The following is an 18,238-nucleotide window of genomic DNA, read 5'->3' as shown; positions in this document are numbered from 1 at the left end:
TAAATGTTAGCGCGAAGCATTAACTAAAACATGTAATGGCGCAGATGAAAGGCCAAACAAGCAATTAATCTGTGCTAGATATAGTTCGGCAGTCGCTATCGCATCATTTAGTGCGTTATGGGCTTGATATGTTGGTAGGTTGAGTTCCTTTCGAATTGAACTTAACCGCCAGTCAGACCGAGTAGGTCTCAGTTGGGTGCGATATTGCTCGATTTTTAATGTATCTAACCATATTAATGGCAACTTCAAATTCTGGTACTTCATCTTGATGTATTGCTCTAAAAACCTCTGCTCCATAATGCAGCCATGTGCAACAAGAATTTTACCAGCAATTACATCCAGCAACTGAGTTAAAGCAACTTGTTCTGAAATCCCCGATACATGCAACGTTTCAGGCCTGATATGGTGAACTTTGACTGACTCATGACAAATATCAATTGCATGATTAATGAAGATATGACGTGCACTATTTAGACGAATATTGCTGTTTCGAATTTCGACCCATCCAATACTGATTACTCTATCTACTTCAGGATTAAATCCTGTCGTTTCAAAGTCCAAGACTAACGTGTCTAACTCTCTAGCGTCCGATAAAGCTCCAGGTAGAGGCGTATTTCCTATAGAGTTAAATACATCTGGCAAGCTAGATTTTTCTAGCTCTCTGCGCACGTGTTCTAGATGTTCAATTGACTGGAATGAGTAGCCAAACATACTAAGAGCCAAATTTCATTTTTAACGTGTCTTGATAACCGCGTATTATGCGAAAAGCATCTTTGAGGTGTTGTCTTTCAAAGCTGCCAAAATGCTCAGGAAATATAGCATTCGTTACTGGCTTTCCACCTTGTAAGCATTGCAGCTGATGTGAGTAACGTAATTGCGTTACATAACGATAAGTCCCTATCAAGTCTTGATGTGAAGTGCTATTAATCAATCCTGTATCATACGCAAAATCGAATCTTTCTTCCGTAGACAACATACCTCCGCCTTTATGAAGAGCATAAATTCTAGCGATATCGACCACCAGACCAATCGCAGACTTTTTAATATTCAGCGATTTTTCGTTGTGACCATTGTTTTCTAACACTAAGTTATTGAATATCCCTAGTGGTGGACGGTGTGATATTAAATTTCTAACTAAGGCTGCGATTAAATGAGGGTTATTTTTGGTACACCGCTCGCGTTCACTATTTAGTTCATCAAATAGTGACCTATCCCCGGAAACAAAGCGCACTTCAAGAAAGACATTAAGATTTAGTAACATATTGTATTCTGGATTGTTTGCCCATTTTCTGTAGAGCTGCTTCCAGATGAATAATGGCTGATTCCACTTTGGTGTAGCCGCCATAAAACGCCCATTACACAAAGGATACCCGCATTCCGCTAATCCTTTACATATATACATAGCAAAATGTCGAAAATAAATTCGGTCACTTTCTGTTGCTGAGTCATCAAGTACTAAAGCGTTATCTTGATCAGAACCTAAGTGAACCTCTCCTCTCGCATGCGAACCCGCCGCTAACCAAGCATAATTACAAGGAGGTAAACCCACGTTTCTTTCTGCTAATTTAATCAATCGACAGGTAAAGGCATCATAAATCATTATTAAAACTTGCCCAATTACATTGGCTGGCAAATGCGATTCTATCATAGCCTCAAACACTGCCTGACGTTCGTTTACTAACAATGAAAGCGACTCTAGGCTATTACACTTACTGATTTTTTCAATCAAAAAAACAGCCTGGATGCCATGCCTCTGAACTAACTCTTGAGGGCTAATCAAACCTAAAACCTGTTTATTTTTGTCAAGAACAGGGATATTACGAATATTGTGTTTCATCATCAGATTGAGCACAGAAATCACGGGCTCATTTTGGTCAACACTCTGAGGATGAGCGTTCATAATATCCTCAACAGGTCTATAGATATTAAACGCCTCAGCAACCACTCTACTTGTCATGTCAGTCTCGGTAACCACTCCAACCAAGGCATTGTCATTGGTAACCAAGGCACAAGTGCAGCCTTTTTTACTCATGATTTGTGCCACTTGCTGGATACTTTGGTTTGTATGCACCACCACAACATTATGATTGGCTAAATCTCTAGCCCTTTTAAAAAACAGGCTTTTTTCTGCTTGTGAATACTGTGCATTAATACTTGAAGTGAGACGTTGACTTGCACGGATTGCAAGCTGGTTAACAACATTTTTAAAATTCGAAACTTCTTTTAGTAAGAACGCATAATTAATTTTATATATTAAACAATTTTCAATGGTTTTTACTTTATATTTATCCTGTTCTAAATTAAATCCAAATACATCATTTTCGCCTAATCTAGCTCTTAATTCACCATTAGGAAATCTCTGTTCGATAACTCCAGATCGAATAATATATAAATTTTTTCCTTCAGGCATAACTAAGGAGACGCTCTCTTCCTTTCCCCAATAAACAATATCTGTGTTCGTAGCGATAGCATCAAGAACATGGTCAGGAAGTAAATGAAATGGCTCTATCGTTTTAAAAAAAGAAACGACATTTGGCAGCAAGGTTGAATCCATATGACACTCTTTTAATTAGAAAAACTCCGCTCAAAAAAGAGCGGAGTATAATAAAGAATGGTTTTACCAGAACAATGTATATAACACTGCCAAAACAATCATTATGCCGTAAGAAGCGATATTAAAGCTTCGATCTGTTACAAACATCGATGATGTAACACTAATACCTTTAGGATCATCATCATTAATTGATGTGCTCAAACTTGTAAATGCGATAACAACCATTGTAAACAATAATGTGTATAGCATTTGATCCATAAATGGCATGGAAAGTGGCATAAATTTCAAGAACAAGGCAAATGGTATTGATGCTACTACACCAATAATAGCCCCTTTACTGGTTGTTTTCTTCCAGAATAAGCCAAGTAAGAATACAGCCAAAATTCCAGGGCTAACTAAACCTGTATATTCTTGGATGTATTGGAATGCTTGGCCAATACCACCTAACATTGGAGCAATTAGGCAGGCAATAATTAGTGCCACCACAGCAGCAGTACGCCCAACATTCACCAACTTGTGGTCACCTGAGTCAGGAGAGATATACTCTTTGTAAATATCCATAGTGAAGATAGTGGCTGTTGAGTTAAGCATTGATGCTAGTGAAGAAACAATTGCAGCAGCAAGAGCCGCAAAAACAACACCTTTAACACCAACAGGCAAGAACTGAGTTAGCCAAGGGTATGCTTTATCCGCATGAGCAGCACTTGGAAGGTTTGTTGCTGCAATATCACCAAGGCTTGCCATTAGTTGTGGGTCCGAAGTAATAACGTAAGCGGCAATACCTGGCAATACCACGAGAAACGGAACGATAAGTTTCAAAAATGCTGCAAAAACAATACCTTTCTGAGCTTCCGATACTGATTTTGCAGCAAGCGTTCTTTGAATAATGTACTGGTTAAAGCCCCAGTAATATAAGTTTGCTACCCAAAGACCACCAATTAATACGGCAATACCAGGAAGGTTCATGTATTGTGGATTACTTTGATCCAAGATCATCTCAAAGTGGCCTGGAGCGGCATCGACCATTTTAGACAACCCAGCGAACCAACCGTCCGTACCACCAATAAAACTCACTGCCATGTAGGTAGTCATAAAACCACCCAAAACTAAGAAGAACACTTGGATGACATCGGTCCATACTACTGCCGATAAACCACCGTAAATTGAGTACACCAACGCAAACAGAGCAAGACCTAGAATTGAGTACATCAACGGAATACCCAAAATGGTTTCGAGAGCCAAACCACCTAAATACAGTACTGAAGTTAGGTTTACAAAAATGTACAAGGAAATCCAAAAAACGGCCAAAATTGTTTTTAGTTTTTTATTGAAGCGTTTTTCAACAAATTCAGGAATGGTATAGATTCCTTTTTCAATGAAAATAGGTAGAAAGTACTTACCAACAATAATCAATGTTATTGCCGACATCCATTCATAAGATGCGATAGCCAAGCCGATTGAATAGCCTGAACCAGACATTCCTATAAATTGTTCCGCAGAAATATTTGCAGCAATTAGCGAAGCACCGACAGCCCACCAAGGCAAAGATTTTCCCGCCAAGAAATAATCTTCCGTACTTTTCTGAGTGCCTTTTTTATCACGAGATACCCAAAGTCCGACCCCAATGATAATTGCGACATAAATGGCGAAGACCATTATGTCGATAAAGCTTAGACCATGTTCTATATTCGACATCAGTTTCATCCTGTAGTTTTGTTTACGCCGCAAAGTGTAAACGTTACCACCCAAATGAAATGTAACTCAAATCACACATATTGATACATATTACGCTAAAAACCTTATAACGAGCTAAAGATCACAAATATTAAGAGAAGTGTCATTTAATTAAAACTCTCTAAAATCAACAAAAATGTAAACGATAACAATAAAGGTAAAACGAAGAGTAATAAGTAGGAAATTACGGGGATCATCCACCGTACAGTATTGTGTCGAAAGTGAGGAAAGTGATTTAAACTTCCTAGTAAAAATACATATCAAAAACAAAAAAGGTGGGCATGTAGCCCACCATAACACCCAAAGTCGTTGGAGTTGCAGCATCGCTGCCGCTGCAAGTTCAAAGGGTAGAAGTGCTATCTAAAATTCAAACTGATAAGTAGTTTGATGCTGATAGCAATCCCCAGAGCTCAACACCCCATTGTTGAGTCCCCATTCTGGTTTGTTTGGCCCGTCTGGAAAGTACTGCGTTTCCAATGCTAGGCCGTCATAGCGTTCGTAAGTTTTACTTGCACCTGGCGTACCGGCTAAGAAATTACCTGAATAAAACTGGATGGCAGGCTTGGTGGTTTTCACCTTCATCACCACATCTTCTTTTGGTGCAATTAAAACCGCAGCGACAGACACGCCATCGGTCACTTCAGGCATGAAGACAAAGGCGTGATCGTAGCCACCAGCAGTTTTCTGATCTTGCTCTGCAAGAAATTCTTGGCCAATCGATTTTAGCTCGGTAAAGTCGAAACTGGTACCCGAAACTGGCTTTTGTTCACCGGAAGGAATTAACCCCGCATCTGTTGGCAAGTAATACCCAGCGTTAAGCTGTAAAGTATGATCCAAACTTTTTGCGCGGCTCGCCTCACCAGCCAAGTTAAAGTAGGCGTGATTGGTTAAATTCACTGGAGATGTTTTGTCGGTCTTAGCATCATAGGCGATAGCTAATTCATTCTCGTCAGTGAGCGTGTACGTCACCTTCACATCGAGATTTCCCGGATAGCCTTGGTCACCGTCCGGGGAGCGAAGTGAAAAAGTGACCTGTTGATCATTTTGCTCTTCAACCTTCCAGCGGCGTTTATCAAACCCTTCCAAGCCACCGTGCAGTGAGTTTTCACCGTTATTGATACCAAGTTGATACTTCTCTCCGTCTATCTCAAACTGCCCCTTCGCAATTCGGTTAGCAAAGCGGCCAACAATGGAACCGAAGTAAGCGTCTTGCTTCATGTGTTCAGCCATATTTGGTGAGCGCAACAACACTTCACGGTTTTCACCATTTACCGGTAATGTGCAACTCAACCACGTCGCACCGATATCCATAAACGACGCTGTCATACCATTCGCGTTGGTCAAATGAATCAGATTCGCAGTTTGGCCATCAAACGACGGCGTTTGCGCCATCGCTTGTTCTAGTTGTTGAAAATAGGCTTTCATCATCATTCCTTACAGCACTTCAACCAAACCCGCACCATTTTGGGCTTGGCAAACATAAATCGACTCTTTTAAGCCCGTAGCCGCTTGGTACTTCGCTTCAACTGCCGCTTTCACTTCATCAACCAGTGCTGGCGGTACAAGTGCCACGATGCAACCACCAAAGCCACCGCCAGTCATGCGCACGCCGCCTTGATCGCCAATCACCTCTTTGGCTATCTCCACCAGCGTATCGATTTCTTTTACCGTGATTTCGAAATCATCGCGCATCGATGCATGAGACTCGGCCATCAGCTCGCCCATACGCTTCATGTCGTGTGCTCGTAGCGCTTGCGCCGCTTCCACAGTACGATCATTTTCTGTGATGACATGACGGGCACGTTTTGCCACCATTTCATCCAGCTCAGCGACTTTCTCGTTGAACTGCTCAATCGTCACATCACGCAAAGCTTTCACACCGAAAATACGTGCCGCTTCTTCACATTGCTGACGACGAGTGTTGTATTCACTGTCGACCAAACCACGCTTTTTGTTCGAGTTGATGATCACGACTGCCATGTCTTCTGGCATAGAGACCGCTTCAGTTTCAAGGCTACGGCAATCTAATAGCATCGCATGATTTTCACGCCCTTCCGCTGAAATCATTTGATCCATGATGCCGCAGTTGCAACCGACGAATTCGTTCTCTGCTTGCTGACCGTTTAAGGCGATTTCGGCTTGGCTGATTTCAAGATTGAACAGCACTTTGAACGTCTGGCCAATCACCACTTCCAACGCCGCCGATGAGCTCAAACCCGCGCCTTGAGGCACGTTGCCGCTGACTGAAATATCCGCCCCAGTAAACTGGTAGCCGCGCGCTAGAAGACACTTCACCACGCCGCGAATGTAGTTCGCCCACATTTTGTCTTGCTGGAAGGTAATGGCTTGCGTGATATCGAATTCGTCCACTGCGTTGCCGTAATCGACCGCAACCACACGCACGATATTGTCTTCACGCTTTGCCGCCGCCACGACCGTTTGGTAGTTAATGGCACACGGTAGGACAAAACCATCGTTGTAATCGGTGTGCTCACCAATCAAGTTCACACGACCAGGCGCTTGAATAATATGGCTAGGTGCGTAGCCCAACACTTGCTCAAATGACGCTTTCACATTTTGGATAAGTTCAGACATAGGGACGTTCTCTTAAAATAGTAATTTGTGTGGGATAGCGCGTTGAGCCTAACTTTCTATCTGTAAAGTCGCGCTATCCCGTTATTCGTAATCAGTCCAATTTAAAGACTTAGCATTCTTTGTAGTGGACATCACTCACATCACGCAGACGCTGCGCCGCTTGCTCTGCGGTGAGGTCACGTTGGCTTTCTGCCAGCATTTCGTAGCCCACCATGAACTTACGAACCGTGGCACTGCGCAGTAGTGGCGGATAAAAAAGTGCATGAAGCTGCCAATGGTCGATGTCTGTGCCTTGGTCAAAAAACGGCGCGTAGTGCCAGCCCATCGAGTAAGGGAAAGAGCATTGGAATAAATTGTCGTAACGGCTGGTCAGCTTCTTGATCGCTCGCGCTAAATCGTCTCGTTGCTCATCGCTGAGTTCGCTCATGCGACGAATGTGCGTTTTCGGCAACAACATGGTTTCGAACGGCCAAGCAGCCCAGTAAGGTACCACCGCCAGCCAGTGTTCAGTTTCCACCACGATGCGTGAGCCGTCTTTGAGTTCCGCTTGCACGTAATCCACCAGCAAGTTGCTGCCGTGCTCTTGGTAGTACGCTTTTAGGTTGTGCTCTTTGCGCTCGATTTCATTTGGTAAGAAGCTGTTCGCCCAGATTTGACCGTGTGGATGCGGCTGAGAACAGCCCATGGTTTCGCCTTTGTTTTCGAACGCCTGAACCCAAACGTATTCCTTGCCGAGCTCTTCAATTTGCTCATTCCATGTATCAATCACGCCACGAATATTATCCACAGGCAGCTCCGGTAAGGTTTTGCTGTGATCTGGCGAGAAGCAAATCACTCGGCTCAAACCACGCACGCCTTGCGTTTTGAATAGCGGGTTGTTTGACTCCGGTGCATCTGGTGAATCCACCATCAGCGCAGCAAAATCGTTATTGAACACATAGGTGCCTTGGTAGTCTGGATTAACATCGCCAGAGATACGTTCGTTGGTTGGACAAAGGAAACATTTACCGTCATAGCTTGGTAGCTCATCCAATGCGGGCTTTTCATCTGCGCCGCTCCAAGGGCGTTTTGCACGGTGAGGTGAAACCAAAATCCATTGCCCAGTCAGAGGGTTGTAACGGCGGTGTGGATGATCCACTGGGTTAAATTCGACATTCGACATGTTACTTACTCAACTCTTTAAAATTCTTCAAACTCAGCTTCCCAAAACCGTGAGAAGCGCAGATGGCAACGCGGCGACTGCAATTACTCCGGGGAATAGCCACTAGGGTTATTTGACTGCCAGTTCCACGTATCGGCGGTCATTTCAGCTACCGTGCGTATTGCTTTCCAGCCTAGTTCACGCTCGGCTTTTTCCGTGCTTGCCCAACATTCAGCAATATCCCCAGGACGACGCGGGCATAACTCGTAAGGCACTGGTTTACCGCAAGCGGTCGCGAACGCATCCACCATCTCAAGTACGCTCGAGCCTTTACCTGTACCTAAGTTGTAAATGTGCAAACCCGATTTCTCACCCACCGATTTCAATGCGGCGATGTGGCCGTCGGCCAGATCCATCACATGGATGTAATCACGCACGCCAGTGCCGTCAGGGGTTGGATAGTCGCTACCGAATACCGAGAGTTTTTCTCGGCGACCAACAGCGACTTGGGCGATAAATGGCATCAGGTTATTGGGAATGCCTTGTGGGTCTTCCCCCATGCAGCCCGATGAGTGCGCGCCAACTGGGTTGAAGTAACGCAGTAAGGTGATGCTCCAGTCGTTTTCAGTATGGAACAGATCGCTTAAGCACTGCTCCACCATATATTTGCTGCGTCCGTATGGATTGGTGGTTGCGCCTGTTGGTGAATCTTCCGTAATCGGCACTATTTCTGGGTCACCGTAAACCGTTGCCGATGAACTGAATACGATGCTTTTCACGCCCGCTTTACGCATGCTGCGCGCTAACACCAATGAGCCATTGACGTTGTTGTCGTAGTACTCAAGTGGTTTTGCCACCGATTCGCCAACCGCTTTGAGGCCAGCAAAGTGGATCACGGCTTGGATGTCGTGCTGCGCGAATACCGTATCCAAAAAGGCTTCGTCACGGATGTCACCTTGGTGGAACGCAGGCTGTTTGCCAGTCAGCGCTTCAATACGGTTTAACACTTCCAGTTTGGCGTTACACAAGTTATCAACGATGATAGGTTCCATTCCCGCTTCAATCATCTGAACGCAAGTGTGACTACCGATGTATCCCATACCGCCTGTGACAAGAACTTTCACTTTTTGCTTCTCCACGTTTGCTGCTTTCTGTTCATACCTCACTCTGATGCGCTAAAAGCCAATCGCTATTGCATCGAATCGGTACGCCCATTTCTTAACTGGCTAAAAGTCTAGCAACCAATCTCGATCCAGATCCGTGATCGAATTCAAATTGTGTAAACGTTTCCACAAAATTACAAAAAAGCCTTATTTTAGATACTGACTTTAGTTAAATTAAACCAAGAAGATGATGAGCAGTTAAGATGAGTCGAGCAGATACCGCTCTCTTTCGTGGATCGCACGATTTTACTAAAAGTTTGTGCATCCCTAAGTAGCTGTTTACAATAGCCAGATTATTGAGTTCTCACTTGGACTGTGAGCAATGCCAACGGGAAATGTACATGGCAACACTAAAAGATATCGCCACTGAAGCGGGCGTCTCACTTGCAACCGTATCGCGAGTTTTGAATGACGATCCGACGTTGAGCGTTAAAGAAGAAACCAAACGCCGCATTTTAGAAATCGCAGAAAAGCTGGAGTACCGCACCAGCAGTTCGAAGAAAGCCACCAAAGAAGCCAAGCAAAAACATCACTTTTTGGCCTTGTACAATTACAAACAAGAAGCAGAAGTGAATGACCCGTATTACTTGTCGATTCGTCATGGGATTGAAACTCAGTGCGACAAACTCGGCATTACGCTAACCAATTGCTACAACAGCGAAATTGATGTTGAAACGCAAAAGATTACGGGTGTCCTTTTAGTCGGGAAAGTCGACCAAAAGGTGGTCAATAAGTTACCTAAACGCCTAGCCGATAGCATCTGTTACATCGACTTTTCAGATCCAACTAGCCCTTACGATTGCGTTGATATCGACCTTGTAAGAATCAGCAAGCAAGTGGTTGATTTCTTTGTACAACAAGGCTACGAACGCATCGGCTTTATTGGTGGACAAGACGAGCCCAACACCGCAGACATTCGTGAAAATGCGTTTGTGGACTACGGCAGTCTAAAAGGTGTGGTTTCTGAAGACGACATTTATCGTGGCGATTTCTCTAGCTTGTCCGGTTATGACTTAGCGAAAGAGATGCTGGCCAAAGGCGATTTCCCAAAAGCGATGTTCATTGCTTCGGACTCCATTGCGATTGGTGTGTTACGAGCAGTGCATGAGTTTGGTTTAAACATTCCTGATGATATTGCGCTGATCAGCGTGAACGACATTCCTACCGCGCGTTTTACCTTCCCTCCTCTATCGACCGTTCGTATTCATTCTGAAATGATGGGGATTCAAGGCGTGAACTTGTTAGTAGAAAAATACCGTGACGGACGCGCACTGCCCCTTCAAGTGTACGTTCCAAGCAAGCTCAAGCTACGCGGCACAACTCGATAAAAACACCCTCAAAACTGCTCAAGTAAAGCGCTGAATTTTCAGTGCTTTTTATTTCTTCTTTTATTTTCTACCGAATTTTTACTGTTTTTACTTTCCAAAACAATCTAGATCTCATTCCTTTACGCTGATCACATCTTGCTCAACATTGGTCATTTAAAACGTGACCAAGTTAAAGTAAAACGTTTTCACTAATTTATTTTAGTAAAACTTTTACTAATATCTTTCTCAGATTATTCATAAGCATTTTTCACAATACATCGGCCGTTATTTTTGCACTGATGTTGAGCCGCGATGAAACCGTCCCGCACTCCAACATAAGCGCACCAAGCCGAGGGGAGATCAAAACGTGAACAATTGGGAAAACTTCCAACACTTACACGAGAATCGTATGGCACCGCGTGCGTACTTTTTCTCCTACGACTCTGTTCAGAGCGCACAAACCTTTCAACGTGAACTGAGTCGCCGCTTTATGTTACTCAGCGGCCAATGGAGATTCCGTTATTTCACCAACCCAATGTTGGTACCTGATGAGTTTTACTCACAAACCATGAACGACTGGGGACACATTACCGTCCCAAACATGTGGCAAATGGAAGGTCACGGCGATCTGCAATACACCGATGAGGGCTTCCCATTCCCGATCGACGTCCCGTTTGTACCAACCGACAACCCAACGGGCGCTTATCAACGCACATTTACACTTGGTCCACAGTGGGATAACCAACAAACCATCATCAAGTTCGACGGCGTGGAAACCTACTTTGAAGTATACGTAAACGGCGAGTACGTCGGCTTTAGTAAAGGCAGCCGACTCACAGCGGAATTCGACATTTCCAAGTTCGTCCAACAAGGTGAAAACTTGCTCTCCGTACGCGTGATGCAGTGGGCCGATTCCACTTACATTGAAGACCAAGATATGTGGTGGACGGCGGGGATCTTCCGTGATGTTTATCTAATAGGAAAAGAGAACATTCACGTCCAAGATCTCACCATTCGCACCGATTTCGCCGACGATTACCAAAGTGCGACGCTCAGTGCTCAAGTCGAATTGGAAAATTTTTCTACCGCTATCGCGTCTGGCTATACGCTGGAATACGCGCTGCATGACAAAGGCACTATCGTAGCCAGTGGTCAATGCGATTCACTGACTATCCAAAACCACCACTCAACAAGCTTTGCGATTGATATGGTGAATCCAACGCATTGGACGGCTGAAAACCCTTACCTTTACCACTTGTTCATTACCTTAAAAGATCACCAAGGCAACGTAGTGGAAGTGATCCCACAACGCGTGGGTTTCCGTGATATCAAGGTGCGTGATGGCCTGTTTTACATCAACAATCAATACGTGATGCTGCATGGTGTAAACCGTCATGATAACGATCACCTAAAAGGTCGTGCAGTGGGTATGGACCGCGTGGAAAAAGATCTGATGTTGATGAAGCAACACAACATCAACTCAGTTCGCACCGCACACTACCCTAACGACCCACGCTTCTACGAGTTGTGTGACATTTACGGCCTGTTTGTGATGGCAGAAACCGATGTGGAAACCCACGGCTTTGCCAACGTTGGCGACCTGAGCCGTATCACCAATGATCCAGCATGGGAAGCGGTGTTTGTTGATCGCGCAGTGCGTCATGTTCATGCGCAAAAGAACCACCCTTCTATCATCATGTGGTCACTCGGTAACGAATCGGGTTATGGCTGCAACATCCGTGCGATGTATGCAGCGACCAAAGCAATTGATGACACCCGTTTGGTTCACTACGAAGAAGACCGCGATGCTGAGGTCGTCGATGTGATTTCGACGATGTACTCACGCGCTCAACTGATGAATTACTTTGGCGAGCACCCACACGAGAAACCACGTATCATCTGCGAATACGCCCACGCGATGGGTAACGGACCGGGTGGTTTAACCGAATATCAAAATGTGTTCTATGCGCACGACCACATTCAAGGTCACTACGTTTGGGAATGGTGTGATCACGGCATTCTAGCGCGTGATGAACACGGCCAAGAGTTCTACAAATACGGCGGCGATTACGGCGACTACCCAAACAACAACAACTTCTGCATGGATGGTCTGATTTACCCAGATCAAACCCCGGGCCCAGGTCTCAAAGAATACAAACAAGTCATTGCGCCGGTGAAAATCCGCGCCGTTGAAGGTTGCCATGATCGCTTCATCGTTGAGAACAAATTGTGGTTCACCAACCTCGATGATTACACCATCACTGCCGACGTGCGTGCCGAAGGTGAAACCCTGCGTAGCGTGCAATTCAAAGTCGAAGCTTTGGTCGCCAACAGCGAACGTGAAGTGACCATCGATTTGCCAGAATTGGATGAGCGCGAAGCCTTTGTTAACTTCACCGTACGCAAAGACAGTCGCACGCTTTACAGCGAAGCCAACCATGAAATTGCGGTGTATCAGTTCCAACTGAAAGAAAACATCGCGACGTTGCCTGCGTTGGTCAACCACAATGTTCAACCATTGGTACTTGAAGAAAGCCGCCTAGAGTACGTGATCACAGGTCATAACTTCACGCTTACCTTCTCCAAAGTAAACGGCAAGCTGACTTCTTGGCGCGTAAATGGCGAAGAGATCATTCAATCTGAGCCAAGACTGAACTTCTTCAAACCGATGATTGATAACCACAAACAAGAGTATGAAGGTTTGTGGCACCCAGCGCATCTGCAAATCATGCAGGAGCACTTCCGCACACTTGCTGTGGAAGCAACTGATGATTCCGTCTTGATTACGACCACCAGCATCATTGCGCCGCCGGTCTTTGATTTTGGCATGCGTTGTACCTATCGCTATCAAATCAATGCTCAAGGCCATTTGAACGTGGAACTGAGTGGCGAGCGCTACGGCGACTACCCTCACGTGATTCCGGTCATCGGCTTGGATTTGGGCATCAACGGCAGCTTTGACCAAGTGAGCTACTACGGTCGCGGCCCAGAAGAAAACTACCAAGACAGTCGCCAAGCTAACCTCATTGATGTTTACCACAGCACCGTAGAAGACATGTTCGAGAACTACCCGTTCCCGCAAAACAACGGCAACCGCCAACACGTGCGCTGGGCCTCACTCACCAACCGTCATGGTACAGGGTTATTGGTGAAACCTCAGCAAGAAATCAACTTCAGCGTGTGGTTCTACACCAACCAAAATCTGCATGAAGCGCAACATACGATCGAGCTAGAAAAGAGTGGCTACATCACCCTTAACCTTGACCATCAAGTGATGGGGTTAGGCTCGAACTCATGGGGCAGCGAAGTGCTCGACTCTTACCGCGTGTACATGGACGAGTTCCGTTACGGTTTGACGCTGATGCCACTGCAAGCAGGCGATTGCAACGCACAAGTGATGGCAAACCATGATTTCGACAACGCGTTTTTCACTCAAACCAATACTCAACCAGTCAACGAGGCGTAACCCATGATCGTGTTAGACAGCTTAGAGCAATTCAAACAGGTATATCGCAACGGTCGTAAATGGAACCGCTGTGTGGAAGCCATTGGCAACATCGGTAACATCAAAGATGGCGTGATGCACTCGATTGGCGATTCACTGGTTTACATGGTTGAAGATGGCCTCGCGAAACAAACCGAAACGTTCATCGGTAACCGTCGTTACTTCGATGTGCATTACTACCTCGAAGGCCGAGAAACCGTTGAGTTCGCGGATAAAACCGCGTTGACACTAGAACAAACTTATCGTGATGAAACCGACCGCGAATTTTTTTCTGGTCAGGGTGAAATACGTGAGCTTTGCGAAGGCCAAGTAGCGATTTTTGAAAACAATGAAGCGTACCGCTTCCATGGAAACAACCGCGTAAGAAAAGTGGTGCTCAAAGTGACCATCGAAGATGGCTACTTCCTAAATAAATAAAACAAGAGAAGGGCTGTGGTCACAGCATTACAAGCCCTTCCTCCCTACAATTCCAACGTGATTCACCGGAGATAGAACATGTCTGAATCCAAACGTAATACGATAGGCAAATTCGGGTTGTTGTCCCTCACCTTTGCTGCAGTATTTAGCTTTAACAACGTAATCAATAATAACATCGAGATCGGTCTAGCTTCTGCGCCAATGTTCTTTCTGGCGACCATTTTTTATTTCATCCCTTTCTGTTTGATCATCGCAGAATTCGTATCTCTGAATAAAGATTCTGAAGCGGGGGTCTACGCATGGGTAAAAAGCTCACTCGGCGGTCGCTGGGCGTTTATCTCTGCCTACACTTACTGGTTCGTTAACCTATTCTTCTTCACGTCTTTGCTACCGCGCGTTATCGCTTATGCGTCTTACGCGTTCTTAGGCTATGAATACATTCTGACGCCATTCACCACTACCGTGCTCAGTATGATTTTGTTTGCGTTTGCGACCTACGTATCGACAAACGGCGCGAAAATGTTGGGGCCAATTACGTCGGTGACCTCCTCCCTCATGCTGCTACTGACAATGTCGTACATTTTACTGGCTGGCGCAGCGTTGATCGGCGGCGTAGAACCGGCTGACCCAATTACTGTAGAAGCGATGATCCCTGATTTCAGCTGGACATTTTTAGGCATTACTACATGGATCTTTATGGCGGCAGGCGGTGCGGAATCGGTCGCGGTTTACGTAAACGATGTGAAAGGCGGCTCGAAATCGTTTGTTAAAGTCATCATCATCGCAGGTATCTTTATCGGTGTGCTTTACTCAGTCGCGTCTGTTTTGATTAACGTGTTTGTTCCTAGCGAAACCCTAAAATACACGGGTGGCTCGGTACAAGTATTTGAAGGTTTGGCTGCGTACTTTGGTTTGCCAGAAGTATTGATGAACCGCTTTGTAGGCTTGGTATCCTTTACCGCTATGTTTGGCTCTCTACTGATGTGGACAGCAACGCCAGTGAAAATCTTCTTCTCTGAGATTCCAGAAGGCATTTTTGGTAAGAAAACCGTAGAGCTGAACGAAAACGGCGTACCAGCTCGCGCAGCTTGGTATCAGTTCCTTATCGTTATCCCATTGATGATCATCCCAACATTAGGTTCTAACACCGCTCAAGAGCTGATGAACACGGTGATCAACATGACCGCAGCGGCATCCATGCTGCCACCACTGTTCATCATGTTGGCGTACCTGAATCTGCGCTTGAAACTGGATCACGTTGAGCGTGATTTCAAAATGGGCTCACGCAAAATGGGCATCGCTACCGTATCGGTACTGATCGCTATCTTTACGGTTGGTTTCTTAGCATCGACCTTCCCTACAGGGGCCGACATCATGACCATCATTTTCTACAACGTTGGCGGTATCGTGATTTTCCTTGGCTTTGCTTGGTGGAAGTACAGCCAATACGAAAAATCATTGAATCAGGAAGAGCGCATAAAAGAAGCCGCGCCAGCTTCGCAAGCAGTATAACACCGACTCTCAATGACAAACATTCTGGGCACCCTTTGGTGCCCTTTTTTATATGTGAGAGGTAATGGTCGAAGAAACCAACTCACGTAGCCAAATCCCTTTATCTTCATTGTTTCGGCTGGAATGCCACAGCATGGCAATATCAAAATCCGCAACGGCGATCGGCGGCTTAACGGTAATGAGATCGTCCGAAAAGCCCTCCGCCAACGCCATTTTTTCTGGCACGATGGCAATGAGATCGCGCTTTTTCAATAAATGCCGAATGGTGAGAAAGTTGCGCGACGCCACGGTGACTTTACGGCTTAAGCCATGTTCTGAGAGCTTTTGGTCTACTTGTGTCTTCAAGCTCCCATCGGGACTTACCAGAGCTTGCTCTATGTTAGCGAACGCTTCCAGAGACAGCTGTGTTTCCCCTTTCAATACCTGTTTATCACACATGCACACGTGTTTTTCGGTGTACAAGTACAAGCTCTCAAAGTTGTCATCCAACACCGGCATGCTGCCAATAATGACATCGAGCTTTTCGTGCTCAGTTAATGCCACGTAGTTGCTACGATTGACGTTAATAAAACTGATCTGCGCCTCTGGTGCGCGCTGGCGTATTTCGTCATAAAGCCGAGGAGCAAAAATAAACTCGGCATAATCCGTTAACCCAATGCGACATACACCCGCGTAATTTTCAGGTTGGAAAGCAGACTTAGTGAGCAAGCCTTGGGCGATAGAGTCCAGCAAATGATGCACGGTTGGCGCGATGTGGTGAGCGTGCTCGGTGGGCTCCATCTTGTGCCCTTTTCGCTCAAAAAGCGGGTCGTCAAACAACAACCTTAAACGAGACAAACTATGACTCATCGCCGACTGGCTAACGTAACTTTTCTCTGCCGCAACGCTAACGCTTCGATAGCGATACAAGTAGGAAAACGTCACCAATAAGTTCAAGTCAATGTTGCGCCACTGAATGTCCTCTTTCACCTCAGCACCCTTATCCCATTTCATTCATAAATGAAATTAAAATCATCAATTTGAGTCATTTTAGAGCATCCGATAAATTAGCAACAATGCTTTTTAGATAAACAGGCTCGACATGTTCACCATCTTCAAAACTTTTTTCTGGCTGGGTTGGTTCAGCTTCGGCGGCCCTGCGGCTCATATCGGTTATTTTCGCCAAACCTTTGTTGAGAAACTGAAATGGCTTGATGACAGCGAGTACGCGCAAATTGTCGCGCTCAGTCAGTTTTTGCCGGGACCCGGCTCAAGCCAAGTCGGCTTTGCATTGGGTTATAAACGCGGCGGTTTAGGTGGCGCATGCGCAGCATTTGTCGGATTCACGCTTCCTTCGGTGATCATCATGTTGGCACTGGCGATGGTGAGCAGCCAAATCACCGACACCGCTGTGTTTCAAAACATAGTCCACGGTCTAAAACTGCTCGCAGTCGTGGTCGTGGCGGATGCGACTTGGGGCATGTACAAAAACTTCTGCCAAAGCAAACTAACCGCGGGTTTGTGCGTCGCGACTGCGATTGCGTTGCTGGTGGCACCAAGCATCATGACGCAAATGTTCGTGTTGCTCGTAGCAGGTTTTGTCGGCATGCGATATCTGAAGAAAGACTCCGCGCCATCAGCCGAGCCGTTTAAACCGTCTATCGCGCCATTGACTCTATTTGCGGTGCTTTTACTCGGCTTACCGTTAGTGGCTCATACGTTGCCTTTGCTTGGGCTGTTTAGTGATTTTTTCCAAGCTGGTAGCTTAGTGTTCGGTGGCGGTCATGTGGTTCTGCCGCTTCTGCAAAACATTGTTGGTGACCAGCTCAGCCAAGATGCATTTTTAACAGGCTACGCCGCTGCACAAGCTGTACCGGGGCCAATGTTCACCTTTGCGACTTTTATCGGTTATGAGCTTTCGGATACGCCAATTTTAGGTGCGCTAATCGCAACGCTTGGCGTATTCCTCCCAGGGTTTCTTTTACTGCTTGGCGTACTTAAAAACTGGCAAGCACTGGCAGGCAAACCGCTGGTCTCCGGCGCCATCAACGGTGTCAATGCCTCGGTAGTAGGGTTGCTACTCGCGGCACTTTACCAGCCAGTATTTAGCAGCGCAGTTGTTGCTCCCATCGATATGGCGTTAGTGGTTGCGGGTTTCTATCTACACAAAAAGGTCAACCTTTCGGTGCTATGGATGATCGTGTTTTTTGTGGCGGCAGGCCTTGTCACGGGCATGATGTAAAAATCTTAAACGACAAACTCTTAGCGGGCACTTAAATACAAGTGCCCGTTTTCTCAACTAAGCTTAATGACATTGGAAGGATAGAGATG

13 protein-coding genes are annotated in these 18,238 nt (G+C 45.7%); 5 read left to right on the top strand and 8 right to left on the bottom strand.

Features of this window, described 5'->3' with window-relative positions; translation table 11 throughout:
- Positions 1 to 6 precede the first annotated feature (6 nt).
- From OO778_RS03795 to galE, 7 genes are all read right to left on the bottom strand, one after another.
- Positions 7 to 723 (bottom strand): 3'-5' exonuclease, encoded by a 717-nt coding sequence (locus OO778_RS03795; RefSeq protein WP_264910698.1) that lies wholly within the window; start codon positions 721 to 723, stop codon positions 7 to 9.
- Positions 713 to 2,554: a DUF294 nucleotidyltransferase-like domain-containing protein gene (locus OO778_RS03790; RefSeq protein WP_074191733.1), complete on the bottom strand. Its 1,842-nt coding sequence runs from the start codon at positions 2,552 to 2,554 to the stop codon at positions 713 to 715. Before OO778_RS03790 ends, OO778_RS03795 begins: the two co-directional genes overlap by 11 nt.
- A 63-nt stretch (positions 2,555 to 2,617) precedes the next feature.
- Positions 2,618 to 4,249 (bottom strand): sodium/sugar symporter, encoded by a 1,632-nt coding sequence (locus tag OO778_RS03785; protein WP_074191734.1) that lies wholly within the window; start codon positions 4,247 to 4,249, stop codon positions 2,618 to 2,620.
- Between the two features lie 399 nt (positions 4,250 to 4,648).
- On the bottom strand, positions 4,649 to 5,713 hold the full coding sequence (gene galM, locus OO778_RS03780; RefSeq protein ID WP_264911374.1) for a galactose-1-epimerase: 1,065 nt from the start codon (positions 5,711 to 5,713) through the stop codon (positions 4,649 to 4,651).
- Positions 5,714 to 5,722: 9 nt separating this feature from the next.
- Positions 5,723 to 6,883, bottom strand: coding sequence for a galactokinase (galK, locus tag OO778_RS03775; RefSeq protein WP_264910697.1), 1,161 nt, complete (start codon positions 6,881 to 6,883; stop codon positions 5,723 to 5,725).
- Between the two features lie 109 nt (positions 6,884 to 6,992).
- Positions 6,993 to 8,045: a UDP-glucose--hexose-1-phosphate uridylyltransferase gene (locus OO778_RS03770; protein ID WP_015297203.1), complete on the bottom strand. Its 1,053-nt coding sequence runs from the start codon at positions 8,043 to 8,045 to the stop codon at positions 6,993 to 6,995.
- Positions 8,046 to 8,128: 83 nt separating this feature from the next.
- Positions 8,129 to 9,148: a UDP-glucose 4-epimerase GalE gene (gene galE, locus OO778_RS03765; protein WP_264911373.1), complete on the bottom strand. Its 1,020-nt coding sequence runs from the start codon at positions 9,146 to 9,148 to the stop codon at positions 8,129 to 8,131.
- A gap of 380 nt (positions 9,149 to 9,528) precedes the next feature.
- Between galE and ebgR the strand changes: the two genes are divergently transcribed.
- From ebgR to OO778_RS03745, 4 genes are all read left to right on the top strand, one after another.
- Positions 9,529 to 10,515 carry a transcriptional regulator EbgR gene (gene ebgR, locus OO778_RS03760; RefSeq protein ID WP_005494135.1) on the top strand — a complete coding sequence of 329 codons (987 nt, stop codon included), beginning with the start codon at positions 9,529 to 9,531 and terminating at the stop codon, positions 10,513 to 10,515.
- A gap of 346 nt (positions 10,516 to 10,861) precedes the next feature.
- Positions 10,862 to 13,960: a beta-galactosidase subunit alpha gene (gene ebgA, locus OO778_RS03755; protein WP_264910688.1), complete on the top strand. Its 3,099-nt coding sequence runs from the start codon at positions 10,862 to 10,864 to the stop codon at positions 13,958 to 13,960.
- 3 nt (positions 13,961 to 13,963) lie between these two features.
- A complete protein-coding gene (locus OO778_RS03750; protein WP_074191738.1) occupies positions 13,964 to 14,416 on the top strand; it encodes a beta-galactosidase subunit beta in 453 nt (150 codons plus the stop codon).
- Positions 14,417 to 14,494: 78 nt separating this feature from the next.
- Complete coding sequence (locus OO778_RS03745) at positions 14,495 to 15,928, top strand: amino acid permease (RefSeq protein ID WP_074191739.1); 1,434 nt, start codon at positions 14,495 to 14,497, stop codon at positions 15,926 to 15,928.
- Positions 15,929 to 15,976: 48 nt separating this feature from the next.
- Here the strand turns inward: OO778_RS03745 and OO778_RS03740 are convergent, their stop codons facing one another.
- Entirely contained in the window at positions 15,977 to 16,921 is a 945-nt protein-coding gene (locus OO778_RS03740) for a LysR family transcriptional regulator (protein ID WP_074191740.1), read from the bottom strand.
- 88 nt (positions 16,922 to 17,009) lie between these two features.
- Here OO778_RS03740 and chrA point away from each other — a divergent pair, with 88 nt between their 5' ends.
- Positions 17,010 to 18,149 (top strand): chromate efflux transporter, encoded by a 1,140-nt coding sequence (gene chrA / locus OO778_RS03735; RefSeq protein WP_258614076.1) that lies wholly within the window; start codon positions 17,010 to 17,012, stop codon positions 18,147 to 18,149.
- Positions 18,150 to 18,238: the final 89 nt, after the last annotated feature.

It is taken from the genome of Vibrio sp. STUT-A16, from assembly GCF_026000495.1.
In the GTDB taxonomy this organism is placed as follows: Bacteria; Pseudomonadota; Gammaproteobacteria; order Enterobacterales; family Vibrionaceae; genus Vibrio; species Vibrio diabolicus.
The sequence above is the reverse complement of the archived record's forward strand: the minus strand, read 5'-3'. Positions and strand labels throughout refer to the sequence as shown.

Coding starts and splice junctions, on each gene's coding strand:
- OO778_RS03745 (WP_074191739.1), top strand. CDS start 14,495: ATGTCTGAATCCAAACGTAATACGATAGGCAAATTCGGGTTGTTGTCC.
- OO778_RS03770 (WP_015297203.1), bottom strand. CDS start 8,045: ATGTCGAATGTCGAATTTAACCCAGTGGATCATCCACACCGCCGTTAC.
- ebgR (WP_005494135.1), top strand. CDS start 9,529: ATGGCAACACTAAAAGATATCGCCACTGAAGCGGGCGTCTCACTTGCA.
- galM (WP_264911374.1), bottom strand. CDS start 5,713: ATGAAAGCCTATTTTCAACAACTAGAACAAGCGATGGCGCAAACGCCG.
- OO778_RS03785 (WP_074191734.1), bottom strand. CDS start 4,249: ATGTCGAATATAGAACATGGTCTAAGCTTTATCGACATAATGGTCTTC.
- galK (WP_264910697.1), bottom strand. CDS start 6,883: ATGTCTGAACTTATCCAAAATGTGAAAGCGTCATTTGAGCAAGTGTTG.
- OO778_RS03750 (WP_074191738.1), top strand. CDS start 13,964: ATGATCGTGTTAGACAGCTTAGAGCAATTCAAACAGGTATATCGCAAC.
- OO778_RS03790 (WP_074191733.1), bottom strand. CDS start 2,554: ATGGATTCAACCTTGCTGCCAAATGTCGTTTCTTTTTTTAAAACGATA.
- OO778_RS03740 (WP_074191740.1), bottom strand. CDS start 16,921: ATGAAATGGGATAAGGGTGCTGAGGTGAAAGAGGACATTCAGTGGCGC.
- chrA (WP_258614076.1), top strand. CDS start 17,010: ATGTTCACCATCTTCAAAACTTTTTTCTGGCTGGGTTGGTTCAGCTTC.